This is a genomic window from Paenibacillus sp. YAE3, from assembly GCF_057546105.1.
In genome coordinates this window covers 49,073-74,496 of the sequence record NZ_BAAIYF010000012.1, presented here as the reverse complement: position 1 = coordinate 74,496, position 25,424 = coordinate 49,073, and the positions used below count along the sequence as shown (strand labels likewise).

General features: G+C 55.8%; 18 protein-coding genes and 1 riboswitch. Of the genes, 15 read left to right on the top strand and 3 right to left on the bottom strand.

The annotated features are described in order from the left end of the window. Positions 1–19 precede the first annotated feature (19 nt). The 10 genes from AC27KL_RS21535 to AC27KL_RS21490 all read left to right on the top strand — a co-directional run bounded on the left by AC27KL_RS21535 (position 20) and on the right by AC27KL_RS21490 (position 16,064). Positions 20–2,473 carry a glycoside hydrolase family 38 N-terminal domain-containing protein gene (locus tag AC27KL_RS21535; RefSeq protein WP_487171015.1) on the top strand — a complete coding sequence of 818 codons (2,454 nt, stop codon included), beginning with the start codon at positions 20–22 and terminating at the stop codon, positions 2,471–2,473. Between the two features lie 214 nt (positions 2,474–2,687). After that, positions 2,688–3,326 carry a YhbD family protein gene (locus tag AC27KL_RS21530; RefSeq protein WP_339322530.1) on the top strand — a complete coding sequence of 213 codons (639 nt, stop codon included), beginning with the start codon at positions 2,688–2,690 and terminating at the stop codon, positions 3,324–3,326. Between the two features lie 3 nt (positions 3,327–3,329). Continuing rightward, entirely contained in the window at positions 3,330–4,046 is a 717-nt protein-coding gene (locus AC27KL_RS21525; protein WP_487171014.1) for a bactofilin, read from the top strand. A 31-nt stretch (positions 4,047–4,077) separates the two neighbouring features. Then, on the top strand, positions 4,078–4,821 hold the full coding sequence (locus AC27KL_RS21520) for a hypothetical protein (RefSeq protein WP_487171013.1): 744 nt from the start codon (positions 4,078–4,080) through the stop codon (positions 4,819–4,821). Between the two features lie 55 nt (positions 4,822–4,876). Continuing rightward, positions 4,877–5,953 (top strand): MFS transporter, encoded by a 1,077-nt coding sequence (locus AC27KL_RS21515; protein ID WP_487171012.1) that lies wholly within the window; start codon positions 4,877–4,879, stop codon positions 5,951–5,953. Positions 5,954–6,066: 113 nt separating this feature from the next. Next, the gene (locus tag AC27KL_RS21510; protein WP_487171011.1) at positions 6,067–6,222 is read left to right on the top strand and encodes a hypothetical protein; all 156 of its coding nucleotides are present in this window, start codon (positions 6,067–6,069) and stop codon (positions 6,220–6,222) included. A 48-nt stretch (positions 6,223–6,270) separates the two neighbouring features. Then, positions 6,271–6,999 (top strand): 4'-phosphopantetheinyl transferase family protein, encoded by a 729-nt coding sequence (locus AC27KL_RS21505; protein WP_487171010.1) that lies wholly within the window; start codon positions 6,271–6,273, stop codon positions 6,997–6,999. Between the two features lie 186 nt (positions 7,000–7,185). Continuing rightward, positions 7,186–7,286: riboswitch (cyclic di-GMP riboswitch) on the top strand. Positions 7,287–7,502: 216 nt separating this feature from the next. Continuing rightward, positions 7,503–14,255, top strand: coding sequence for an amino acid adenylation domain-containing protein (locus tag AC27KL_RS21500; RefSeq protein ID WP_487171009.1), 6,753 nt, complete (start codon positions 7,503–7,505; stop codon positions 14,253–14,255). A gap of 123 nt (positions 14,256–14,378) precedes the next feature. Next, positions 14,379–14,723, top strand: coding sequence for a hypothetical protein (locus AC27KL_RS21495; RefSeq protein ID WP_339322524.1), 345 nt, complete (start codon positions 14,379–14,381; stop codon positions 14,721–14,723). A gap of 66 nt (positions 14,724–14,789) precedes the next feature. Then, complete coding sequence (locus AC27KL_RS21490; protein ID WP_487171008.1) at positions 14,790–16,064, top strand: methyl-accepting chemotaxis protein; 1,275 nt, start codon at positions 14,790–14,792, stop codon at positions 16,062–16,064. A 120-nt stretch (positions 16,065–16,184) separates the two neighbouring features. Here the strand turns inward: AC27KL_RS21490 and AC27KL_RS21485 are convergent, their stop codons facing one another. Beyond that, positions 16,185–17,621 carry a VanW family protein gene (locus AC27KL_RS21485; protein ID WP_487171007.1) on the bottom strand — a complete coding sequence of 479 codons (1,437 nt, stop codon included), beginning with the start codon at positions 17,619–17,621 and terminating at the stop codon, positions 16,185–16,187. 211 nt (positions 17,622–17,832) lie between these two features. On the opposite strand from AC27KL_RS21485, the gene ftsE reads away from it, so the two are divergent. The 5 genes from ftsE (at position 17,833) to AC27KL_RS21460 (ending at position 23,748) form a co-directional block, all read left to right on the top strand. Next, positions 17,833–18,519 (top strand): cell division ATP-binding protein FtsE, encoded by a 687-nt coding sequence (ftsE, locus tag AC27KL_RS21480; protein ID WP_036710501.1) that lies wholly within the window; start codon positions 17,833–17,835, stop codon positions 18,517–18,519. Further along, positions 18,509–19,423 carry a permease-like cell division protein FtsX gene (gene ftsX / locus AC27KL_RS21475; RefSeq protein ID WP_036710504.1) on the top strand — a complete coding sequence of 305 codons (915 nt, stop codon included), beginning with the start codon at positions 18,509–18,511 and terminating at the stop codon, positions 19,421–19,423. Before ftsE ends, ftsX begins: the two co-directional genes overlap by 11 nt. A 78-nt stretch (positions 19,424–19,501) precedes the next feature. After that, positions 19,502–20,782 (top strand): murein hydrolase activator EnvC family protein, encoded by a 1,281-nt coding sequence (locus AC27KL_RS21470; RefSeq protein WP_036710507.1) that lies wholly within the window; start codon positions 19,502–19,504, stop codon positions 20,780–20,782. A 95-nt stretch (positions 20,783–20,877) separates the two neighbouring features. Further along, positions 20,878–22,338 (top strand): S41 family peptidase, encoded by a 1,461-nt coding sequence (locus AC27KL_RS21465; protein ID WP_487171006.1) that lies wholly within the window; start codon positions 20,878–20,880, stop codon positions 22,336–22,338. Positions 22,339–22,431: 93 nt separating this feature from the next. Next, complete coding sequence (locus AC27KL_RS21460; RefSeq protein ID WP_036710512.1) at positions 22,432–23,748, top strand: PDZ domain-containing protein; 1,317 nt, start codon at positions 22,432–22,434, stop codon at positions 23,746–23,748. Between the two features lie 57 nt (positions 23,749–23,805). Here the strand turns inward: AC27KL_RS21460 and AC27KL_RS21455 are convergent, their stop codons facing one another. Both AC27KL_RS21455 and AC27KL_RS21450 read right to left on the bottom strand, forming a co-directional pair. Next, positions 23,806–24,606, bottom strand: a complete 801-nt coding sequence (locus AC27KL_RS21455) for a flagellar motor protein MotB (RefSeq protein WP_036710514.1) — start codon at positions 24,604–24,606, stop codon at positions 23,806–23,808. Continuing rightward, on the bottom strand, positions 24,590–25,390 hold the full coding sequence (locus AC27KL_RS21450) for a flagellar motor protein (protein ID WP_339322520.1): 801 nt from the start codon (positions 25,388–25,390) through the stop codon (positions 24,590–24,592). The genes AC27KL_RS21455 and AC27KL_RS21450 overlap by 17 nt, the downstream gene beginning before the upstream one ends. Between the last annotated feature and the right edge of the window lie 34 nt (positions 25,391–25,424).

Here is a 25,424-nt window from a genome sequence, read left to right as displayed (position 1 = left end):
CATGATGGGAGAGGTACTCATGAATAAACCAAGCCGGAAGTGGCGCATGTTTGTGATCCACCATTCGCATACGGACATCGGTTACACGGAAAGGCAGGAACGGATCGAGCAGTACCATGTGGATTTTATCCGACAGGCCATCCGGATATGCAAAGATATGCGATCGGGAAAACGCGAGGAATGGAAAGGCTTCAAATGGACCTGCGAGACGTTTTGGGCGGTGGAACAGTTTCTGAAGGAGGCGGGCAGCGAGGAGCTGCACGATTTTGCGGAGGCGGTACGGCAGGGCGATATTGAGCTTTCCGGTACCTACCTGAACATGACGGAGCTTGCCGATGAGGATCTGCTGCGGGCCATCCACGCCAAAGCGGTGGAATACGGGCGCTCCATCGGCTGTCCCGTGGACTCGGCGATGACCGCCGACATTAACGGCTACAGCTGGGGGTACGCGCAAAGCCTGCTGGATGCGGGCATTTCGCATCTGTTTTCCTGCATCCACACGCATCACGGCATGTTTGCGCTGGGCCGCAAACAGACCCCGTTCTGGTGGGAAGCGCCGGACGGAAGAAAGCTGCTCGTCTGGAACGGGGAGCATTACATGTTCGGGAACGAGCTGGGCCTTTGTCCGGACGGGGTCGGCAGCTACATGATCCGCGACGAATTCCGGACGCCGGCCATCGTGGACAACCGGGAAGAGATCATGAAAACGCGCATCGAACGGTATTTAAGCAAGCTGGAGGATGAAGGGTATCCGTATGATTTTGTGCCGGTCATGGTGTCGGGACTGGCCACCGACAACGGCTCGCCGAACGGGAACATCGCGCGGGCCATTCGCTCCTGGAATGAGCTGCACGGCGACAAGGTTTCCATAGAGATGTCCACGTTAAGCCATTTTTTCGCCCATCTGAAGCAGCAGGATGCCGAAATTCCGGTCTATCGCGGCGATTGGCCGGACTGGTGGTCGGACGGCGTAAGCTCCACGCCGATGCACACGCAAATGTTCAGGGATGCCCAGCGAACGCTGCGCAAAGTGAAAAGCTTGGACCCCCGGCAGCAGACTGTGAGCCGCGAGGAGCTATCCGGCATCGAGCAGCAGCTTGTCATGTATGCCGAGCATACGTGGGGATTCCATGCTTCGGTGCATGCGCCGTGGCACTGGAACGTGCAGATGCTTGAGGCGCGCAAGCTGGCTTATGCCGCCAACGCCAGCCGGTTGGCCCATCTGGCCTTGGATAAAGTCCAGCAGGCTCAGGGCGGAGCCCTGCTGTATCCCGGACGCCCTTTCCGTTACCGGGTGGCCAATACCGAGCGGCATGCATTAAGGCAGCTGGCGAATTTGGAATGGGACGGCTTCGAAAACGAACGTTTTAAGGACGGGCTGGAAGTGGTGGACGAAAGCACGGGGCAGGCGGTATTGCACCAAACCGGCGTTCAGTGCGCCGCGGTCGAGGTAGACCTGGGGCCGGGGGAACAGAAACAATTCACGGTTCGTCCCGCCAAAACATCGAAGGCGGTCACGACGAGCAACGTGAAGCTGGTCGGCGCCGACACGGTATACGACATCGAGGATATGTACCCGGCAGGCGAAGTGAGGGATGCATGCGTATTTTCGCAGCATGGGGCCGAATCCCCTTACGTAAACATCGGCTGGAACGAAGAAGGGATCGTGTCCTGGGTCATCAAGGAAACCGGAGAGGATTTGATCCGCGCGGACCGGAAACATGGGGCGTTTACGCCTGTTTACGAAGTGACCCCTGCGGAAGGGCCTGCGAATTCGGGAAGCATGTATGCCGTGCGCAGCGCGATGGGCCGTAACCGCAAGGGGCTGAACGTGCAGCGCTTTGTCGGGCGGCTTGCGAAGGCCAAGGCCGTCTCGAACGGCCCGTTGTACGGAGTCGTGGAGCTGCAGTTCGAAACGCGCGGCATGAGTTGTTATTCCGTATTTCTGAAGCTTTATGCTGGATCAAGCCGGGTCGACGTCTCCGTCCGTTTTCATAAAGAAAGCGTATGGGAACCGGAAAACGTATATATTTCGCTGCCGTTCACTTCCGGCTTGCCGGATGCCGAAACGCTGTGGCTGGATAAAGCGGGCGCGCCCGTCCGTCCCGGGATCGACCAGCTGCCGGGAACGCTGCTGGACTACTACTGCATTCAGGAGGGGCTGGCTTTTGCGGGAGAAAACCGAGCTCTCATGATCGCCACGCCGGATACGCCGCTTGTGCAGCTAGGTTCGCTGGACTACGGAAAACGGCTGCTCCACACCCAGCAAACCGAAGAGACGGAACGGCACCTGTACGTATGGGCCATGAGCAACTATTGGGAAACCAACTTCAAAGCAACCCTGGGCGGATTTTACGAATTCCGCTATTTCATCGATTGGAGCAAGGACGTTGGTACAGCGGAAGAGGCGATCGGCCGCTGCCGGGCGATGGGCTCCGGTGCTGCCGTGTGGCGCGTGCGGGCGGACTCATAAAATCGTTGCAACAAAGTATATTGTAAGAGCAGAATCCGGCATTCTGCTCTTTTTTATTTCCGGGGATCCCGTTCGTATCCGAAATCGTCTGTTCGTAACCGTCTTCGCTGTTTTCAAGTGTATATTGCCGCAATCCCGCAAATCATAAAAATGTTTTAAACCCATTTACAACGTAACAATGTTATGTTACATTATGATGCAAGGAGGCGGTGTCATGAACGAAGAGGATCTGATTTCGAAAAAGGAACTGCTGGAGCTGACGGGGATCTCCTACGGGCAACTGTACCGCTGGAAGCGCAAAAACCTGATTCCCGAGGAGTGGTTTGTCCGCAAGTCGGCCTTTACGGGGCAGGAAACCTTCTTTCCCAAGGATAAAATACTGCAGCGGATTGAACGCATAAAAAATATGAAAGACGGATTGTCGCTGGATGAGCTGGCGGATGTATTTTCCCCGAGCTCGAACATCCAGTCGATGTCCTCAGCCCAACTCATGGAACGTAACATTGTTACCAGTATTTCGCTGGCATTATTTGAAGAAGTGGCCGGAAGGCAGGAAACGTTATCTTTTGACGATATCCTGACGGTATATGTGCTGCAGAAGCTGCTGCAAGGCGGAGACATGACGCGGGATGAAGGCAGAATGCTGATTGCGGTCATGCGCGAGCACTACGGGGCGTTTGCATCCAAACCGTGCGAATTGGCCTTGGTCAGGAAAATGGGAGTTCCGCTGCTGTTTTTGGCGGAGTCGGCGGAGCAAATTTATTTTGACAAGGACGCGAAATGGATTTTCCGGCTGCCTTTGGCGGCATCCATCGAGGAATTGAAGCTGAAGCTAAATGAAACGGAGGCGTAAGATATGGAAAGAACAGAAATGAGCATTTCCGGCATCGGCAGGTCTCAAGGCGGCTTGTATTCTCATGTCAGGCTGGACGGCATGGTGAAAATCAACGGGGACACCGACTGCCTTTCCTTCGACAGCAACGGCACGTTGACGTTGGAGGGGGCGCTGCAAAGCGAGGCCGTCACGGTGAACGGCACGGCGACGGTCGAAGGCCGGGTGAACGCAAACCGCATGATGTTGGATGGGCTCGTCACCTTTAAGGATCACGCGGTCTGCCATGAATCGCTTACGGCTAATGGACGCTTGTCCATCGCTGGCGGGCTGATCGGCGAGAAGGTTGAAATTTTCGGCAGCTTGAAAACAAGAGGCGGCGTGCAGTGCGAATGGTTTCACGTTCACGGCGGATTCAACGTCGGCGGTTTGCTGAATGCCGGAATGATCGACGTCAAACTGAGCATGCCCAGCAAGGTCAATGAGATCGGCGGGGATGCGATATCGGTCAAACGGTTCAAAAAGGTCAGCGTCTTCGAGCAGGTCGTTCCGGCATTTTCCGCCCGGCTTCAGGCACAAGTCATCGAAGGCGACGAGATCGACCTGGAATATACGGAGGCGAATATCGTGCGGGGGAATGTCGTGCGCATCGGCAAAGGCTGCAAAATCGGCCGCGTGGAGTATAAGGACCGGCTGATTCGGGAAGACGATGCCACGATTGAAAAGGCACAGCAGATTTAATGCAAGGACATTTAAAAGGAGGAACGGAGACATGAATATAAACGGAAATCCGAACGGCACCCGCGGCGATTTGAAAATGACGGGGAACGGCCAATCCGGCGGAGGGGCTTTCCGCAACGTTAAAATCATGGGCGACGCGATCATCCATGCCGACACGGAATGCGAAATGTTCAAATGCCTGGGCAATTCCGAGATGAAGGGGGCGCTTCGGGCGGGGAGCGTATCCTGCACCGGCACGCTGAAAGTAGCTGGCAGCGCAAGCGGCGGGAGCTTCCGGACGCAAGGGGAGCTGCGGATCGGCGGGGACCTGTCGGCTCAAAGCGTCTCCATTTCCGGCGTCATGTCGGTCGACGGACGGGTGTCGGCGGAAAAAGCGAAAATCACGGGAGAGCTTCGGGCGAACGCGGATTGCCAGATGGAAGAACTGGTTGTCCGGGGAATGGTCGACGTGAACGGCATGCTGAATGCCGAGCAGGCGGATTTCAAGCTGCACGGGCACAGCCGTCTGCGGGAGCTGGTCGGGAGCCGAATTACCGTCAAAAAAGGAAGCGGCATGTCTCTTTTCGGGAAATTGTTCATGGGGCCGGACGGCATGCTTACGGCGGAAACGATCGAAGGAGATACGGTCGAGCTGGAAAATACCAAAGCTGCCGTGGTCCGGGGACGCAGCGTCACCATCGGCGCCGGATGCAGCATCGGCCTTGTGGAATACAAGGATGAATTGAAGCAGGATCCCGAAGCCGTCGTTTCGCAGTCGGCCAAAACCGAATGGTGAGGAGAGGAGCAATAGGCTTTTATGGCGGTTAAAAAGAACAGGCTGGGTTGGATCGTTGCTGGGAGCGTATATTACGGATTATTGGCATTGGCGTTGGATTTTCTATATCAATATCCCACTGGGGCTGATCGCGTTTCTGCTCGTCGTGTTCTTTTACAAGGAATCGCATGAGCACTCGCGGCAAAAAATCGACGTCTGGGGAGCGGCAACGCTTGTGGGCGCCGTCGTCAGCCTCATGTTCGCGCTCGAGCTCGGCGGCAACAAATATGCATGGGATTCCTTCGTCATTTTAGGTTTGTTTGCGGCGTTTGCCGTGCTGTTCATCGCGTTCCTGCTGATTGAGCGCAAGGCGGCGGAACCGATCATCTCGTACGACATGTTCCGGAAAAGGCTGTTTGCGGCAAGCAGCGCGGCCGCATTGTTTTACGGGGCGGCTTTTATTACGGCGGCGGTGTATATTCCGATTTTCGTCCAAGGCGTCATGGGCGAGAGTGCAACTAACTCCGGATTGATACTACTCCCCCTCACGCTGAGCTCGGTTGTCGCTTCGCAAGTCGGTGGCATGCTTTCCGCCAAAATGACGTTCCGCAGAGTCATGGTCTTCTCGGCCGTCGTGTTTTTGCTCGGCATGTATTTGCTTGCCACGATTACGCCGGAAACGTCCCGGACGGTGCTCTCGCTTTATATGATGATTACCGGCTTTGGCATCGGCTTTTCGTTTTCCGTGCTCAGCATGTCGGCTATCCAAGGGATGGATGTGCGGCAGCGGGGGTCGGCCAACTCAACGATTTCTATTCTGCGTTCGCTCGGGATGACGATCGGAATTACCGTCTTCGGCATCATTCAGCGCAACGATTTTAATAATCAACTGGCGGAAAGGCTTGGGGGTTCGGGGGAAAACATGCCGGCAAACGCCGACCCGCAGCAGCTCTTATCGCCTGAGATGAGAGCGCTGATTCCGAGGCCCGTCATGGAAAAAATCAGCGCGGCGCTTTCGCTTTCCGTCGATCACGCGTTTCTGTGGGCGCTCCTTCCGGTGTTTTTCGCCTTGCTTTCGGTGTCGATGATGGGCGCGGGGCGGATGCAGTTCGCCCAAGAGCCTTCCCCCGCGCAATCCCGAACGAAGGCTTAATGGGATTATCGAACAGAGCCGTTGCGCTCCGGCTGCCATATTGCTGTCGACAAGGGTCCATGATTGGGTAATACTTGAATTAAATACGGTCAACATTAGGAGGCTGGTCGCTCATGAAAGTGATTATTACCCAGGAAGAAGCGGTGGAAAAAGGAATTTGGCCTGAAGTCATGAACATGTTCGGCGTGGACGACGAAGACGAGGTATGGCCGTCCGAGGAATTTATTTTGACCGAAGAGCAGGCGCGCAAGCTCAAACTGATTCCTTGACTTGTGCCATAAACGGCTTTCACGGCAAGGAGCGAAGAAGGGGAGAAGGTGAAACGCATCGCGACGATATATACCGTAAATCTTAACGATTGGCGGGAAGGCGCCGGCGCGGATATGCAGCGGCTGCTCGCCTTTTTGCCTGATGAAGCAAGGTCCCGGGCCGCGAGGCACAGATCGGAGCGGGACGCGGAGCGCGTGATCGTTTCCGATGCCTTGAAACGGGTGACGGCTTGTCTCGAAAAGGGGCTACGGCTCCGGAACGTGGAGTTTGCCAGGGATGGTTACGGCAAACCATTCCTGGCAGGCGTTCCCGGCTATTATTTTAACGTGTCCCACGCCAAGGATTGGGTCGTATGCGCCGTGGGCGCCAGGGGACCGATCGGCATCGATGTCGAGCATATCGGCCGGGCGGAAGCGGAAGCAGCCGAGTTGTGCTTTACGCCACGGGAGCTTACTGAATGGAGAAGGCAGCCCGCCGAACGTCGGGATGCCTTCTTTTTCGAGTTGTGGACGCTTAAAGAAAGTTATTCCAAAGCCGTCGGCAAAGGCCTTTCGATCGGCTTGTCCAAGCTGGAGACGATCAGGCATCCTTCCGGGATTCGCATCATGCATCAAGGCGGGATCGATCCGGAGCTGCATCTTCAAGTCGTCCCGTTTGACCCCGACTACAAGTTATCCGTTTGCATGCCGCTGGAGGAGCAAGCGGCCGCTGTCCGGCGCTTTTCTCCCGATGGGCTGCTGGACGCGTTAAAGTCATGTTCTGAAGCCGGGGACTAAGGGGCGGGGGGCTTTTCCAATGATAACCTATGGCATTTCCCATAATTTCGGGATATAGACACTTTTATTACCTCTTATTGGAAGGATCTAACCTGTACTTTAACTATAAACATGATATATTAAAAGTGTATTTTTCAGATATTTCATTTATTTTCAGCAATATCTGAAATACCGCACTTTGAAAACTCAAGCCAAAGGTAAACCTGCCGAAAGGCAGGGGCACAAAGCTAAAGGGGCTTCAGGCGGCAAGATCCTTGATCTTATCGCTATGCCAGCCAGCTGCCGAAAGACGTTTTCGCGATCGAAGGAACTCTACTCTCGGCAAGTAGAGTTTTTTTGTTTTTAATTTTTTTCTATACAGAATCCTATGATCAAGCAAAGGAAAGATGAACATGTCGGTGTTAACAACAGGAAAGTCCAACTTGGATGAATGGAATCGGTATGTGAAGCAATTGGAAGAACGGACGATACTGCGCATTCATTCTGGAAAGGCGTCCATTCCAATGCAAAGGGTTATGTATCGCTGGCCGGAGGAAACGGGGCGTCAAATTCGGCAGGCATGCGAGACCGCGCGTATCGAACCAAGCGTGCTGCTGAGTGCGGCATGGGGCATGCTGCTGATCCGGTATTTGCGCCGGGAGGAGGTTGCGTTCGCCGTCGTCGCGTCCGCCGAGCAAGCCTATCCGCTCATAACGAAAGCGGACGGGGCAACGACGCTGCAAAGTCATGTGCTTCAGGTTGCCGCCGCCATGAAGGAGCATGCGGCCAAGTCGGCGGCTTTCGATGAAATTGCCGGTATTTGCGCCGGCCTGGACGAAGGATCCCCGGTATGCAACACCGCCATTGGGACGGGGAGCGGCATAGGCCCGGACGAGCTGCAGGGCAAATTCGAGCTGGCGGTCTCGCTGGATCGGCACGAAGCGGGCGGCTTCGAGGTTTGGCATGCGGACGGCATGTTCCCCGGCGATTTTATTCGGCGCATGTGCCGGCATTTGCAGCATATCATGGCCGCATGGGCGGCAGGTTCAAACATGACGATCGGCGGCTTGAAGCTGCTGACGGAAGACGAGGAGGCCCAGCTTGCGGGCTGGAACCAAACGGCTGCGCATGCCGAATTAGACCGGACCATCCACGGCTTGTTTGAGGATCAGGCACACAAGGCTCCGGATAACATCGCGGTGGTCTACCAAGGTGAATCGTTGACGTACGGCCAGCTGAACGAAAAAGCGGACAGATTGGCCCGCGAATTGGTACGGAGGGGAGCCGGCCGGGAGCGGATCGTCGGCATCATCGCGACGCCGTCCCTTGAGATGATCGTCGGGACGCTGGCGATCCTGAAAACGGGCGCGGCCTACTTGCCGATCGATCCGGCGTATCCCGCCGACCGCATCACGTATATGCTCGAAGACAGCGGAACGGAGCTGCTTGTCACCGAGCCGAAGGTCAGACTGGACGGAAAAGTCCGCTTCAAAGGCCAGATGGTTTGCGCGGCGGAGTTTTCTGCCGATACTCGCGGCGAATCGGAGGCTGCCGATGTGGAGATGCGGAATGTGCGCGAATCTGCGGAACCGGGCGACATGGCTTACGTGATCTACACTTCCGGTTCGACGGGAAGGCCGAAAGGCGTAATGGTCGAGCACCGATCGCTTGTCAATCTGTGCGCCTGGCACATCAGGGAATTCGGAGTGACCGAAAAGGACCGGGCCACCAAATACGCCGGGTTCGGCTTTGACGCTTCCGTGTGGGAGATGTTTCCGTATCTGGTGTCGGGGGCGGCGATTCACGTCATTCCCGAAGAGATCCGCCTGGATTCGACGCAGCTGCATGCGTACTTTAAGCGGCACGGCATTACGATCAGCTTTTTGCCGACCCAGTTCTGCGAGCATTTCATGACGATGGACCATCCGACGCTGCGCGTTCTTTTGACGGGCGGGGACAAGCTGAAATCGTTCAGCAGGCAGAACTATGACCTGTACAATTGCTACGGCCCGACGGAAAACACCGTGGTCACGACGGCCTATAAGGTCACGGAGTTGACGCCGAACATTCCGATCGGTTATCCGGTCGATAACTCGAGGGTCTACATTCTGGACGCATACGGGCATCCGCAGCCTGTCGGCATTGCCGGCGAATTGTGCATTGCTGGAAGCGGGCTGGCGCGCGGTTATTTGAACCAGCCGGAGCTGACCGGGCAGAAGTTTGTTCCCGGGGGCATAACCGGAGAAAAACGGCTGTACCGGACGGGAGACTTGGCAAGATGGACGGAAGACGGCGCCATCGAATTCCTCGGGCGGATCGACCACCAGGTCAAAATCCGCGGCTTCCGGATCGAAACCGGCGAAATCGAACACCGGCTGCTGCAGCACCCGCAGGTGTCCGAAGCCGTCGTCATCGATCTCGAGGACGCATCCGGCGCCAAATATTTGTGCGCATACGTTGTGGCGGACGGGGAATTGGCCTACGGCGAAATGAAGGCGTTTTTGGCGGAGCAATTGCCGGATTACATGGTTCCTTCCAAGTTGGTAGGGCTTCAAGAGCTTCCGCTAACGGCCAACGGCAAGGTCGACAGACGTGCGCTTCCCGCCCCCGCGGCTTCGCTCGACGAGGGACGTTACGAAGCCCCGGCCGGCGAATGGGAAGAAGAAGTGGCGGCCATATGGAGCGAGGTGCTGGGCTTGGGCCGCGTGGACGCCTGCGAGTCGTTTTTTACGGCGGGCGGGGATTCGCTGAAGGCCGTCCTGCTGCAAGCCAAGCTTGAGCGGCGTTTCGGCGCATCCGTACCGGTCACGCTGCTGTTCGAACGGCCGACGGTTCGGGAGCAAGCGGAATGGATCGAACAAGCGGCTTCGGAATCGTCTTACGGCAACGAGCAAGCGGCTGCAACCGAAACCGCCGGGTCAGGCCCGGACGTCATTGCGAAAGGCCCGGCAAGAACAAGTTATCCGCTTGCTTCGGCGCAAAAAAGGCTTTATTTCATCGAACAGATGGAGCAGGTCGGAACGGCCTATAATGCGCCGTTTGCTTTCCGGATCGAAGGGGAAGTCGATCAGCAGCGGCTGGAACAGGCATTCCGTACGATGATCGCCAGACATGATGCTTTCCGCACGTCCTATCAATGGGAGAACGAAGAAATCGTGCAGCGGCTGCATGACCATGTTCCGTTCGAGCTTGGGCAGAAGGAAACCAGCGAACCAAACCTGAACGCCCTGATCCATTCCCTGATCACGCCGTTCGATCTTGCCAAGGCGCCGCTGCTGCGGGCTTGGCTCATCCGCTGCGGGGATGCGGACCTCCAGGTGCTGTTGGTCGATTTCCATCATATTGCGGTCGACGGCATCTCGGCCAACGTCTTTTTCGATGAGCTGTCCCGATTGTATCGCGGGGAAACGCTCGGGGAGCTGCCGATCGGTTTTGCCGATTTTGCCGTCTGGGAAGCGGGCTCGGCTGAAAGAAGGGCTGGCGGGGGCCATAAAGCTTATTGGGAAAAAACATTGTCCGGCGAGCTTCCGATCCTGCAGCTTCCGACCGACCGGGAACGGCCGGCCAAGCAGAGCTTTGCGGGGGATACGGTAACGATCAGGCTTCCCGAAGAGACGGCCGACCGGCTTAAAAAGTTCGCGCTCGATTCCGGCGTCACGCCGTTTATGGTGCTGTTTGCGGGTTATCACGCGCTGCTGTCCCGCTACACGAACCAGGAGGACATCATTACGGGCGTCCCGGTTGCCGGACGGTTGCGCGAAGAGCTTCACGCCGTGATCGGCATGTTCGTCAATACGCTGCCTGTCCGCTGCTATCCCGAAAAGCGCAAATCCTTCATGCAGCTGCTGCAGGAGGTGAAGACGGCGCTGCTCGGCGCTTTCGAACATCAGGATTACGAGCTGGAGGAACTGGTTCGTTCATTGAACATTCCGCGCGATCCAAGCCGCAACCTGCTGTTCGACACGCTGTTCGTCATGCAGAACACGGGCAAACTCGAGCTTCGGCTGGAAGGTGCGGAAACGTCCCTTTATCCTTATGTCCATCCGATCTCGAAATACGACCTGATGGTCGATTTGACGGAGGAAGAAGCCGGCATTCGGATCGACCTTCAGTACTGCACGGATTTGTTCGAACGGCAAAGCATCGAAGCGTTCGGCGCCCGTTTCCTGCAGCTGTTGGCCGATGCGCTGGTCCATCCGGGCAAAATGCTGTGCGAACTCGAGATTTTGGACGAAAAGGAGCATGAGTTCCTCGTAAAAGGATTAAACGCGACCGATTCGGTTTACCGGGATCAAATGACGATTCACGGCTTGTTCGAGGAACAGGCGCGGCGTACGCCGGAGAAAACTGCGCTTGTCTTCGGCCCGCGCAGCATGTCCTACCGCGAATTGAACGAACGCGCCAACTGGCTTGCCTGGACGCTGCGCGCCAAAGGCGTCGTGCCGGATCAGGTCGTCGGGCTGATGGTCGACCGCTCGTTCGAGATGATCGTCGGATTGCTTGCCATCCTGAAGGCGGGCGGGGCTTACGTGCCGATCGATCCCGAATATCCGCAGGACCGCGTCGTCTACATGCTGGAGAACAGCCATACCCGGCTGCTGCTGACGCAGTCGCATCTGGCCGGACAAGTCTCCTTTGGGGGCGAAACGCTGCTGATCGATCGCGAGGACGCTTACGGCGACCGCACGGAAGATTTGCCGCACGTGAACGGACCGTCCGACCTGCTGTACGTCATCTATACGTCGGGGACCACCGGAAAGCCGAAGGGCGTCATGATCGAGCACCGGAACATCGTCAATCTGCTTCATTTTGAATACGAGGCTACAAACGTCGATTACGGCGGCAATGTGCTGCAATTCACCACGATCAGCTTCGACGTCTGCTCGCAGGAAATCTGGTCGACGCTGCTGGCGGGCGGCACGCTGCATTTGATCACGAACGACCTGCGGATGAGCGTCGGCGACCTGCTGGAACATATCGAAACCAAGGGCATCGAAATCCTGTTTATGCCGGTATCGTTCCTGAAGTTCATTTTGAACGAAAAAGAATACGCGGACCGTTTCCCGTCTTCCGTAAAACATGTCATCACGGCGGGCGAACAGCTCATCGTGCCGGAAAAATTCCGCGCCCACCTGAAAAAGCACGGCGTCTATTTGCATAACCATTACGGACCGTCGGAAACGCATGTCGTCACGACGCATACGATCGACCCGAACGGGGCGATTCCGGAGCTGCCTCCGATCGGCAAGCCGATTGCCAATACGCAGATTTACATCGTGAACGAAAACCTGCAGCCGCAGCCGGTCGGCGTGGCCGGGGAGCTGTACATTGCCGGGCACAACGTAGGACGCGGTTATTACAACAACGAGGACATGACCCGGGAGCGCTACGTGCCAAACCCGTTCATCAAAGGCGAACGCATGTACAAAACGGGTGACTTGGCTAGATGGACCCGGGAAGGCACCATCGAGTTTTTGGGCCGGCTTGACCACCAGGTCAAAATCCGCGGTTTCCGGATCGAGCTCGGCGAAATCGAAAATTGCCTGCTGAACCATCCGGCGGTGTCGGAAACGATCGTCGTGGCCAAAGAGGACGGCAAAGGCGGCCACTATTTATGCGCTTATTTCACGGCGACGGCCGACATGTCCGTCAGCGAGCTGCGGGAGCATATCGGCAAGGCCTTGCCGGATTACATGATTCCTTCTTATTTCACGCAGCTGCCGGAAATGCCGCTGACGCCGAACGGGAAAATCGACCGCAAGGCTCTGCCGGAGCCCGATGCGTCCCAGGGTCGAAGCAGGGATTACGCAGGTCCGAGAACGGAAACGGAGCAGGCCGTGGCCGAGGTGTGGCAGGCGGTGCTTCAAGTGGACAACGTCGGGATCCATGACAATTTCTTCGAGCTTGGCGGCCACTCGTTGAAAGCGACGGTCGTCGTCGCCCGGCTGCAGAAGCAGTTCGAGATCGGCATGAACGATATTTTCGAGCATCAGACGATTGCGGAGCTGGCAAGCAAGATCAAACCGAAAACAAACCATCTCCACTCCAGGCTCGAGCAGGTGAAAGAACTGTACGCCGGCTTAAAAAATATCGACCTTTCAGCCGATAAAACAATGTATAACGAGCGTAACCGAAATTACGAGCAGCTGGATACGGCAGCCGTGAACGGATACGGGAGCGTGCTTCTGACGGGGGCCACGGGGTATCTTGGAGCCCATTTGCTATGGGAGGCGATGACCGAAAAAGATTGGAACGTCATCGCCATCGTTCGGGCAGGGTCGGACGCCGAGGCCGAGGAGCGGCTGAAGCAAAAATGCGCCTATTACTTCGGACCGGATTGGTTCGGGACATATCGGGAACGCATCCATGCTTATGCCGGCGATATTACCCGGGACCGGTTTGGACTCGATGCTCAGGCGTATGAGAAACTCCTGCAGCAAACGGACGCGATTATCCATTCGGCGGCCAACGTCAAACATTACGGAAGTTATGCCGATTTCGAGCTGCAGAACGTGAAGGCGACGGCCAACCTGCTTGCCTTTGCCGCCGAAGGCCGGCCGAAACATATGCACCACATCTCCACGCTCGGCGTTGCGACAGGCGTCGTCGAGGGGGCACGGCATGTGTGCTTTACGGAATACGACCTGGAAAAAGGGCAGCGGTTCGAAAATTATTACGCCAAGACGAAGTATGAGGCGGAACGCCTCGTATTGGCCGCACGGGAGCGCGGGATCGTCACGAACATCTACCGTCTCGGCAACATCGTGTTCCACTCCGAAACGGGAAGGTTCCAGCAAAACATCGCGGACAACGCGTTTTATACGACGATGAAATCGTTTTTCGAGCTAGGCATCGCGCCGGGAGAGCACAGCGACTTCGACTTTACCTATGTCGATCAGGCAAGCAAGGCGATTTTGCTGCTGGCCGATTCCCGGGCGCTTCGGAACGAATCGTTCCATATCGCCAATCCGCACGAAGCGAATATCGGCGCCGTTTTGCAAGAGAATCCGTTCGGCCAAACGATCGGCCTGCTATCATTCGACAAATTTGTCGATTATCTTGGGAAGCAATACGACGATGAAAAATCGAAGCGCGTCATCGAACAAATCATGCTGCATTACGGCTGGATGGAAGAAACGGTGTCTACGACATTTTTTACGATCTTCTCCGGCAAGACGACGCAGATATTGTCGAAATTTGGCTTTTCGTGGAGTTCGCTGGACCGCGAAATGATCCATATGATGTTTAATCATTGCAGAAAAGAAGGATTTATTTAATTCGACATAATTCTACATAATTCGGTAAATTCTTCTTTACAAATCTATGATTTTTGCTTATGCTAAAACCAATATATTCTATTCGGGATATTCGCTATCCTGATAAAAAATGGGGGAAAAAGCATGTACACAATTAATTATGATGCTGGATTGAACCGTCTTACCGTCAAAGTGAGCGAAATCAACAAGGACAACGTCAACCAGTACATCGAAGATTTCAAAAAGGCGCTTGAAGGAGTCAAGCCAGGATTTACGGGCCTGACGGATTTGAGCGAAGGCAAGCTGTTTACGATGGACGTCGCCGAAAAACTGAGCCCGCTGGGCGATCTTTCGGTCCAAAAGGGACTGTCCAAATGGGCTTACTACACCGGTTCGGCCGTATCCAAACTTCAAATGAAACGGATGTTTGGCGAAGTGGTCGATTCCTTTGAAAAGCTGGAAGACGCGGAAGCGTTTTTGAAAAACTAATCCATACAACATGCACCCGATGTCCGCGGACATCGGGTGCAACCGGATAGGTGGGTGAAATGCACCATGAAAGTCGAAAATCCCGACATGCAAAAGCAATATAGAAAAATAGGGCTGGCGGGCGCAGGATATTTTGCGGGAGCTGTTGTCATCATCAATCTGATTTGTCTCTTATGCGGTTTGCCCGGTTGGGCGGGATTGATCGCGAGCCTTGTTTTGACGGTACCGGTCGGTTATTGGATCGCGGTATGGCTGCTGCGTACGGCAGGGGCCGGGAACGTTCGGGGCCAGGCCGTAACCGGCGGCCGAATCTCCGGCGAGCCTGTAGGCGCATCGGAAGATCATATACATAAGATCGGGCTTCAGTACAAGGAATTATCGGAAGAGTTCAATACCCAAATCTCGCAGATGGCGGGTACCATCGAAGAAGTCAAAGCCAGCGCCGAAATGGGCTTTTACGTATCGGACATGATCAAGGAAGCGACGCTGGGCGTATCCCAAGATGCAAGCCAGCAGACCGACATGATCCGGATCAGTTCCAATACGGTGGGAGACGTGGTCAACGCGATCCGGCACATCGCCGGCAGCGCCGACGAAGTGGCTGCGGCGGCAGGCGAATCGTCCGAAAAATCCGCGGAAGGACAGGAAGCAATTTTGGCAGCCATGAAGCAGATGGACGAAGCCGATACGACGGTTCGTTCCCTGGTCGAGATGATGAACCGGCTGGACGAGAGCTCGCGCGAAGTCGTATCGTTTGTCGCCATGATCCGGGAAATCGCCGAACAGACGCACCTGCTTTCGCTGAATGCGGCCATTGAGGCAGCGCGTTTCGGGGATGAGGGCAGAGGGTTCTCCGTCATTGCCAGTGAGATCCGAAACCTGGCAGAGCAGTCCTCCAATTCCGCCAAGCAAGTGACGAAGGTCGTATCGGCGATCCTGAAGGAAACGGCGCAGGCGGTCGATTCTACCAAGCTGGTGGCAGAACAAGTAGGAAACGGGCTAAAAGTCGTGAACCAAGCCGGAGACTCGTTCGAATTCATCAAGCTTTCGGTCGGCGAGGTCGCCGGTCAAATTCAGGAAGTGTCCTCGGCCGTCGAAGAGATCGCGGCAGGCGCGGAGCAGCTGGTCGTGACCATGGAAAAAACGGAGCAAATCGCCGTGAAAACGATGTCGGAAATGAACAACGTAACGCAAGCCGTCGAAGAGCACCACTCCATCATGGAGCAAATTTCAGCTGCAACCGAAACGCTGAACCAATATTCGAAAGGGCTGGACCTGGCCATTCGGAAATACCGCGAACAGATCGGCGATCACGAAATATCTTCAAAACCCGTGAGTTAGAGAGCAATCGGATGGACGGAGAGCTTTAGCAGCATCCGCCTGTTCGTCCATATAAGATGAGAAGGCGGCCTCTTCGCTTTTGGCGAAGGGCCGCCTTTTGTATTGCAGGCTCCCCGTTTGCTAGAAATTCGGGCCGCTGATTCCGTCTTCGACGATCTGCTCTTTGGAGCCTTGGGAATCGCTGCCGGCCTCGGCGCTTCCGTTATTTACGGCGATCAGCCTGCTTTGCGGTCGGTACGTATCCCGGGAAATGCGTTTTTTCTCGACGGTCTCGCCGTTCACCTTCTTGATCTGATAGGTTTCCACGACGTAGCCGGGCTTGCCCTCCTGCAGCACCTCTTGCGCGCCTGCCGGAATGTCTTTGTTCTGCACGAATTTTTCCTTCACGGGAAGCGTCTGGACGGTTCGGGTCTCCAGCTCGTATTCGGTGTTTTTCGGAAACGTGCCGAAAAATTTGACGGTCAAATTGTTGCCTTCCACGTAAGCGCGGATCAGCAGCGATTTGCCTGTCGTGTTTTTGAACCGGAAGTTGATGGAGCCCTCGGCAAACGTGGCGTCGAGCCCCTTGGGCAAATAGCTGACCGGCAAGGAGTGGTTGCGTCTTTCCACGATTTCCAGCCCGGTCCGCAACGCCGCATTGTACACGGTACTGGACACCTGGCAGATGCCGCCGCCGATTCCCGGGACGAGCTTCCCGTTCAGAATGACCGGGGCTTCGCGGAAGCCGTACGTTTTCTCGGCCTTTGCGATGACCTGCCCGTAATCGAATATTTCCCCCGGCTTTAACACCATGCCGTCGATAGCCTTAGCGGCGGAGCTGACGTTGTATACCCTGCCGGAGGCGCTGGAGCCGAGGCCGGTGCTGGACTCGACGATTTTTCGTTCGATGCCTTCTTCCTTCAGGCTGTTCACCGTTACCTTCGGTTTCAGGTTATATAAAGGAAGCTTTATCTTCAGCGGCACGTCCGCGTCTTCGGGCTCGGGGAAGCTTTTGGGAATGAGCGCGGTCATCGTTCGGGTGAAGTTGTCCCAATCGATCCGGGACACCGATACTTCCGGGGTATAGACCACCTTGTCGTTTTTGGCGATGCGGCGCGAGGCGTTGACGGGGCTGCCGAATTGTTTTTCCTCCCATGCGGGCCCGAACCGCTCCTTGATCAGCGCCCGATTCCATCTCGGGGACAGCGTCCATTCCCGTTTGAACCGTTGGCGAGCTTTGAGCCGGTCCAGCCAGCTGCCTTCGTCGAGGGCGGCAACCGCTTTTTTGAATTCGGCCGCGTCGAACGTGACGCCCGCCGTTTTTAGCGTCATGTTGACTTCCTGGCCGTTGCTCGCGGCAAGCGTCACCGTCAGAGGCTTTTCCTCCAGCTGTTTCAGCCTGGCGTCCAGCTCCCGGAGGACCTCGTCCTTTTTCTTTCCGCCGACGTCCCAGCCGCCGACGGTAATGTAATCCGGAAGCGTGTTTTGGCCGATATAAAGATGTATGCCCCCGGCAGCGACGGAACCGATCAGCACCATGGCGGCGACGATGATCAACGTCAAATGAACTTTTTTCATGGCTCCCACCTTTTTTCGCTTCATATTAAACGCGGTTGATGCAGTCTTTCATATATATGTAAATAAATTGGAAAAATTTCGGGTACTCAAAAGGTAACAAATTTGTTACAATAAAAAACATCATGGTGATTCCGAAAGATTTTTAAAGGAATTAGCTGGAACATGTCGAAATTATAATGGCTAATTATGTAATGTAGGAAGTGATAATGAAGTGATCGAAATGCAGGATGTGTGGAAGACGTACCCGAACGGAACCCATGCGCTTCAAGGGGTGTCCGTCAAGATTGACCGCAATGAATTCGTATATGTCGTCGGCCCGTCCGGCGCAGGAAAATCGACCTTTATGAAACTTATATACCGCGAAGAGGTGCCTACGAAAGGGCAAATCTCCGTAAACGGGTTTAATATAGGGAAGCTGAAGCAGCGGAAAATTCCTTACGTCAGACGCAACATCGGCGTTATTTTTCAGGATTTCCGCCTTTTGCCGAAGCTTACTGCGTATGAAAACGTTGCGTTTGCCATGGAAGTCATCGAAACCCCGAAACGCCAGATGAAAAAACGGGTCATGGAAGTGCTGGATCTGGTCGGTCTGAAGGCCAAAGCGAACCGCCAGCCCGCCCAGCTTTCCGGCGGAGAGCAGCAGCGCATCGCCATCGCCCGCGCGATCGTCAACAATCCCTCGGTAATCATTGCGGACGAGCCTACCGGTAACCTCGACCCCGAAACGTCCTGGGGCATCATGCAGCTTCTGGACGAAATCAACTTCCGCGGAACGACCATCGTCATGGCCACCCACAACAAGGATATCGTGAACACGATGCGCAAGCGCGTCATCGCGATCGAACACGGAAACATCGTGCGCGACCAGCTGAGAGGAGAGTACGGATATGACTTTTAACACCTTCTTGCGGCATTTGCGGGAAGGGGCGAAAAACATATTCCGCAACGGCTGGATGTCCGTCGCATCGATTGTATCCATTATCGTATCTCTATTCATTTTGGGCGTATTTATTCTGCTTGTACTCAATGTAAACGCCATCGCGGACAAAGCGGACAAGCAGGTGCAGATTCGGGCATACCTGAATTTGAACGTGGACCAGAAGCTGCGCGAAACCGTGCAGAAGGAAATTGCCGCCATGCCGGAAGTCAGCAAAATCGACTTCATCTCCAAGGAGCAAGGGCTCGAGGATTTCCGCAAGAGCATGGGCGATGAAGGCAAGGATCTGCTCGAAGGGTTCGACAAGGACAACAATCCGCTTCCGGACGCGTTCAAGATCGAAGTATACGAACCGACGACCGTTCCTTTTGTTTCCAAAAAAATCGAAGCGTTAAACACGAGCCATGCCGACCAGCAGCCGATCATGAAGGTGAAATACGGCAAAGGCACGATTGAAACGCTGTTCAAAGTCACGCGCATGGTGCGCAACATCGGATTCATTTTCGTGGCCGGGCTTGCGGTGATGTCGATGTTCCTCATTTCCAACACGATCCGGGTCACGATTCTTGCGCGGCGCCGGGAAATCGGGATCATGAAGCTGGTGGGCGCGACGAACACGTTTATCCGCTGGCCGTTTTTCGTGGAAGGAACGCTGATCGGCCTGATCGGTTCGATCATCACGGTCGCGATCCTGTTTACCGGGTACAGCCGTTTGGCGGCAACCGTGGGCTCCGATTTCACGCTGCAAATGTCGCTGCTGCCCGTGAGCGATTTGTGGCAGTGGGGCGGCCTCCTGATCGTGCTCGGCGTCCTGATCGGCATGTGGGGAACGACCCTCTCTATTCGCAAATTTTTGAAGGTATAGGTTAATCGCGCGAGGAACGCGCCCGCAGCTAGGGCGACTCCATACGGAAGATTATTTGAAAAGGATGGGGAGCGCAAGTTGAAAAAGATAGCCTCTGTACTTGCCGTTGTCTTGCTGGCGGCGGCCGTTGTCCAGCCCTCCGAGGGCTACGCCAAAAAGAGAACCGTCGATCAAATCGAACATGAGATGAGAGTGCTGCAGCAGCAGGCGCAGGCGGCCAAAAAGCAAAAGGAAAAGGCCGAATCGCAGAAGCAGGAAGCGCAGCATTATAAAAATAAAACGACGCAAAATTTGCAGTACGTGTTGAACCAAATCGAGCAGGTCAGCAATAAGATGACCCAGATTTCGGTCCAGATCGACGAAACCCAGGACAAGCTCCGCGAGACGGCCACCGCGCTCGACGCGGCGGAGGACCGGATCGCGTCCCGGGAGAAAATGCTGGAATCCCGCGTCAGGCTGATGTACACGGACGGCAGCGTGTCTTACCTGGAAGTGCTCCTGTCTTCGACGAGCTTTTCCGATTTCCTGGAACGGGCGGACACGCTCAAAAACTTCGTGGACCAGGACAAGGACCTGCTCGAGCAGCATAAGAAGGATAAAGCGCTCGTGCTCGAAAAGAAAAAAGAGCTTGAAGGGCAGTATGCCAAGGCGAAGGATCTGTACGCCGAGATGGAAAACCAAAAAGCCATCCTGGACGAAAACGAAAGACAAAAGCAAATCCTCATCGCCAAATACGATCAGCAGATCGAGGATTCGGACGATCTCAGCGAAGAGCAAAACGCATTGCTCGTAACCCTGGTCAGCAAACGATCGGCGCTGCAGCAGGAGAAAAACAAGCTGAAAGCCGAAGAGGCCGCCAGACGCGCGGCTGCAGCGAAGGCCGCGGCAGCGAAAAGAGCCGCCGCGGCGGCCAAGAAAAAGGCCAGCTCGTCGGTCGCAAGCTCCGGAGGATTCTCCGGCAACGGCGGACCGTTGTACATGCCGGTCAGCGGCGCGCGCGTGTCTTCCGGGTATGGACGAAGAGTCCATCCGGTGACGGGGGAAGTCGGCAAAATGCATACGGGCGTCGATTTGGCCGTTCCGGAAGGAACGCCGATCCACGCGGCGGATGAAGGAACCGTCACGCTTGCCGAATGGTGGAGCGGATACGGCTACTGTGTTATTATCGATCATGGAGGCGGGATGTGGACGTTGTACGGCCACATCCGCAGCGGCGGAATCAAGGTGAGGGTTGGCGAGCACGTCAGCCGCGGCCAGGTGATTGCCGAATCCGGATCGACGGGACGGGTAACGGGCCCGCATTTGCATTTCGAGGTCCGCGAGAACGGCAACCCTGTGAATCCGATGCCTTATTTGTAAGATCATAAATATTCCGTACAAGCCGGACATATACTACCATGGTTAGAACTGGTCCCTACAAGGCTTGGCCGGAAAATAAAAGGCGGTGATCACACATGAAAAAACGTACGGTCGTATTTCTGGTCCTTCTGGCGATGCTTTGCGGAAGCGCGCTGACGCTTGCATTGACAGGTTCCAGCATAGCCAATCAATCGGCTCTGGGGAAAAGCGTGTTCGCTAGCGCAGCCGGCGGCTTGAAGCCGGATGAAGCGAAAAAATTGGGCACGGCCCTGGACCTCATCCAGTCGAATTATTATCAGGACGTGGACCGCACCAAACTGCTCGACGGCGCCATTAACGGGATGACCCAATCCCTTGACGACCCGTATTCCTCTTACATGGGCAAAAAGACGGCCGAGGAGTTCGAGGAGTCGATCGAAGGATCGTTCAGCGGCATCGGTGCCGAGGTTTCGTCCGAGAACGGGAACGTCGTCGTGGTGTCGCCGATTAAAGGTTCGCCTGCCGAGAAGGCGGGCATCCGTGCGAAAGACATCATTTTAAGCGTCAACGGCGAATCGCTTCATGGCCTGGAACTGAACGATGCCGTCGCCAAAATCCGCGGCCCGAAAGGCAGCGAGGCGAAATTGACGATCAAACGCAGCGGCTCGGCCGCGCCGATCGAATATACCATCATCCGCGACGACGTTGACGTCGAGACGGTCAAAGCCCATATGGAGCCCGGCAAAATCGGGGTCATCGAGATCACCCAATTCTCGCTGAATACCGGCGAACGTTTCAAACAGGAGCTTTCCACGCTGGAGAAGGAAGGCATGAAGGGGCTGGTCATCGATGTCCGCAACAATCCGGGCGGCGTTCTCTCCGTCGTCATCGACATTGCCGAGCAGTTCGTGCCGAAAGGCAAAGTCATCGTTCAAGTCGAAGACAAAAACAAGAAACGGGAGCAGAACCTTTCCAAGGGAAGCGGCAAGCCTTATCCGGTCACGCTGCTGATGAACAAAGGAAGCGCCAGCGCATCCGAAATTTTGGCAGGGGCGCTGCAGCAGTCGGCCGGAGCGAAACTGATGGGCGAAAACTCCTTCGGCAAAGGCACCGTGCAAACCAGCTTCAGCAAACAATTTGACGACGGCAGCCTGCTGAAAATCACGATTGCCAAATGGCTGACGCCGAACGGAAGCTGGATTCACCAAAAAGGCCTCAAGACTGACATCGCGGTCGCGCAGCCGGATTATTTCTCGGTGGCGCCGATCAACAAAGAAACCGCGCTGAAATCCAACATGAACAATGCCGACGTCAAAAGCGCGCAGGTCATGCTGGACGGACTCGGCTACAAGCCGGGCCGCAAGGACGGATTTTTCGACGAAAAAACCGCCTCCGCGGTCAAATCGTTCCAGAAAGCGCAGAAGCTGGGCGTAACCGGCGTCATTGACGCCAAAACGGCCGAAGCTCTGGAAAACGAGCTGATCAAACGCATTCGCGATCCGAAATTCGATCATCAGCTCAAAGCGGCGATTGCCGAGGTCCAGAAGGAAATCACGGCAACCGCGTCGAAACATTAAAGAAGGCTCTTGAGCCTTCTTTTTTTCTTGCTTGTAGCGTCCGCTGAAAATAAAGCGGATTCGAAAAACATCCAGAAAGGGGAGTGGCGTCGTTTGGAAGTCGCCTTGGAATTGCTGTGGAACTTTACGGATGCGATCGTACAGCTGCTGATGCAGCCGTTTTATTATATTTCGATCCTGTTTATCATGCTGATGTACCGCAGGCAGGTCCTGCTGGAGCGCAAGCTTTTTCATGTGAGGCTGCATAGCTGGGGTCTTCAGACGTGGCGTACTTTTATCGGCGGATTGCTGGCAGGCCTTTCCGTGTCCGTCGTTATTCTTTTTCTCGGGATCTCGCTGACGGCCGGGGCCGTCGTTTGCATTTGGATCGTCGCGATCATCCTGCTGCTTTTCCGCGTCAGATTTTTATGTTTTGCCTATTCGATCGGCGTGCTCGGCGTCATTCAGTTCGTGCTTGGCTTTTTCCCCGGGTTTCATCCCGCGGGGATGGCGGGAACGGCCGTCGATACCGTAAGGGAGCTGGACATCCCGGCGCTGCTCGCGCTCGTCGCCGTTTTGCACCTGGCCGAGGCCTTGCTCGTCAAGCTGCAGGGAGCAGGCTTCGCAAACCCGGTATTTATGGAAAGCAAACGCGGCAAGCTGGTCGGAGCGTATCAAATCCAGGCGTTTTGGCCGATCCCGCTGTTCCTCCTGATCCCGGCGCAGACGGGAGGGGAGCTGCTGCCGTGGACGCCGCTGCTTGGGGGAGACGGCTGGAGCGCAGGGTTCAGCATGGCGGCGCTGCCGGTCATCATCGGTTTCAGCGAAATGACCCAAAGCATGCTGCCGCAGGCCAAAGCGGACAAAACCTTTAGACGGCTGCTGGTCTACGGCATCGTGCTGCTGGGACTCAGCTTGCTGGCGGCGTGGTGGAAGCCGCTGATGATCGCCGCCGCCCTCGTCAGCTTCCTCGTTCATGAAGGGCTGCTGTGGTACAGCCGATTGGAAGAGCAGCAGAACAGTCCGATGTTCGTACACCCGCAGGAGGGATTGAAGGTGCTTGCCGTCATTCCGGGCAGCCCGGCCCAGGAGATTGGGATCAAGGCGGGGGAATCCATCGTCAAAATCAACGGGATCAGCATCCGAACCAAGGAACAAATGCATGCCGCCTTGCGGAAAAATCCGGCCTTCTGCAAGCTTGAGGTCCGGAATTTGCAGGGGGAAAGCAAGTTTTTGCAGCGCGCCATCTATGCCGGCGAACACCATCAGCTCGGCGTCATTTTGGCGCCGGATCCGGATGCGGGCGTCGTCCTCGTGATGAAGCCGGTCAGCATCTTTCAGTTGGTCGCCATGAAGGTGCAGGCCAAAACCAAAACAAACGAACTGCAGCTCGGCAAGCCAAGCGAAGGCGAATCAGCCCGGATGCAGTGAGGCGCGAAACAACGCAAAAGGCGGGGAACGATCGGTTCCCCGCCTTTCATGTTTCGGCTACTCTTTTAACTGTCGCAGCACGATGATTTCCACGCGCCGGTTTTTCTGCCGCCCCGCCTCGGTTCGGTTGTCCGCCGCCGGCCGGGTATCGCCGTAGCCCGCATATTGGAACTCCCGGGCATCCAGATGCTTTTCGTCCAGGAAATAACGCAGGACGGAGAGCGCCCGGGCACCGGAAAGCTCCCAGTTGTCTTTATATCTCGAAGCGTACACGATCGGCAGGTTATCCGTATGGCCTTCGATGCTGATGACGGTGTTCAGCTCCTTAAACAAGCTGGCCAGCTTGTCCATGACGGGCATCGCCCCCGGTTTGAGGTCGGCCTTGCCGACGTCGAACAACAACTTGTCGCTCAGCGTGATGGAGATTCCCTGCGGCTGGTCGGCGACGAAAATTTGGTCTTCGAGCTTGTTGTCCTTCACGTATTTGGAGATGACCTTCATCAGGTTTTGCAGCTCCTGCTCCTGTTTGCGGAAGGCTAGCTCGCGGTCCGAGAGCTGGTCCGCTCCTTTTTTTTGCTGATCGGATTTCGACGTAACGTCCGGATTTCTGTGCGTATACTTATCCGCGGTGCCCGTGATGCCCGAGCCTTGGCTCAGAAGCGAATCGCCGCTGCGGAACGTGTTCTGGAGCGATTGCGTGATTTCTTTATACTTTTCGGTATCCAGCCGGCTCATGGCAAACATCAGAACGAAAAAGATGAGCAGCAGCGTGATCAGGTCCGCATAAGTGATCAGCCACCGGTCCTGGCCGCTTTCCCCGCCTTTGTCGCGTTTGCGCCGGTTACTCCGCTGTCTCATGGAATCCCTCCTTCATCGCGGGCGCGGACGCTAAATGGCGTTCCTCCGGCGTGAAGGATAAAAGTTTTTTGCGCACGAGGTTCGGGTGTTCGCCGTTCTGGACGGCCAGAATGCCTTCGACCAGCAGCTCCATCGTTTGAATTTCATCGGCGCTGCGCGACTTAATCTTCGATGCAATGGGTAAAAAGATAATATTGGCGACGGCAACGCCGTATAACGTGGCCGTAAAGGCGACCGCGATGGAAGGGCCGAGTTCGGTCGGCTCCGTCAGGCTGCCGAGCACGTGGATGAGTCCCATGACGGTGCCGATGATCCCCATCGTCGGGGCGTACCCGCCGGCGGATTCGAACATTTTGGCATATCCTTCATGTTTGTGTTCGGCCGCATCGATCTCAAATTCCATGATTTGCCTCAGCAGCGTTTCTTCCGTTCCGTCCACGACCATCTGAATGCCTTCGCGCAAAAACGAGTTGGGATGATCCTGCACGAGCTGCTCGAGGGACAATACGCCGTTGCGCCGGGCCGACGCGGCCATGTTGACCAAATCGTCGATGAGCTGTTCGGGATTGTCCGTCTGCCGGGTAAAGGCGAAACGGAGCGCTTGGGGGATCGTTTTAAGCCGTGCGAGCGGGAAGCTGATGACGACGGCGGCGATGGTGCCTCCGAACACGATGAGCGCCGCCGCTCCCTGCATAAGTCCGTTTATTTGGCCCCCTTCCCATAAAAAGCCTCCCACCAGCGCGGCAAGGCCGGCCAGAATGCCGATGATCGTCGTAATTTCCATGTTGTCGTTACCACTCCTATCCTTGAGTTAGGGT